Genomic DNA, 959 nt, shown 5'->3' with positions numbered 1-959 from the left:
GGGCGGCGGGTTGCCCGTCACCTGCGCGGCCTGCGGCACGGTGTTGGTCAGCGCGCCGGGGATGCCGGTGGCCGGCGGCGGCGTGGCATCAAGATTGCGGCTGGTCTGCTCGCTGCGCACGGTGCCGGCCGGCTGCCAGCGCTCGCTGGCGGCCTCGTTCTCGGAAAAATCCACGTCAGCCGCCACTTCGGCAGTGAAGCGCTGCGGGCCCAGCATAGGCGTGAGCAGTTTCACCAGCCGCTCGCGCACCAGGCCTTCCAGTCGCTGCTGATAGGCCAGTTGCTGGGCATCGCCCGATACCCCGGCAGAAAGCAACGTGCCCGATTGATCGACCACGCTCACCCGGTCGCTGGCGAGGCCCGGCACCGAGGTGGCGACCAGCCAGATCACCGCGCGCACCTGGGCTTCGGCCAGGCTGCGCCCCGGCGCCAGGGTGACGAACACGCTGGCCGAGGGCGCGGCGCGATCGCGGATGAAGACCGAAGGCTCCGGCGTCGCGACATGCACCCGCGCGGCCTTCACCCCGTCGATGGCCTCCACGCTTTGCGCCAGTTCGCGCTCCAGCGCCTGTTTCAGCCGCGCCGCCTCCACCGATCGCGACGCACCCAGCGGCATGTTGTCGAGCGCCGGGCTGCCAGCAGCGCTGGCTTTCGGCAGGCCCTGGCCGGCGAGCAGGATGCGGGCGCGGGCGGCATCGCCGGCCGGCACCTCCACCGTGCCGCTGTCCTGATTGATGCGATAATCGAAATTGGCCGCGGCCAGCGCCTCGCTCACCGCCGCCGCATCGGCTTCGGCGAGACCGGGATAGAGCGGCCGCCAATCGGGCTGGCGCAACGTGAAGAAAGCCAGCGCCGCCAACGCCAGCAGCGCCACCAGCAGCAACGCCGGGCGCGCCTGCTGCACGGCCGGGCTGGCCCACAGGGCCTGCGCGCGGGCAGCATAGGGCGCCAGCGCCGGCG

General features: G+C 72.5%; 1 protein-coding gene. It reads right to left on the bottom strand.

The genetic code is table 11. From position 1 onward, the window contains the following. On the bottom strand, positions 1-959 hold a 959-nt coding region (fliF, locus tag GJ693_RS16235; RefSeq protein WP_156257253.1), incomplete at both ends, for a flagellar basal-body MS-ring/collar protein FliF.

Origin of the sequence: Sandarakinorhabdus oryzae, assembly GCF_009733735.1 — a bacterium.
Taxonomy (GTDB): domain Bacteria; phylum Pseudomonadota; class Alphaproteobacteria; order Sphingomonadales; family Sphingomonadaceae; genus Sandarakinorhabdus; species Sandarakinorhabdus oryzae.
This window is presented reverse-complemented; position numbering and strand designations above follow the sequence as displayed.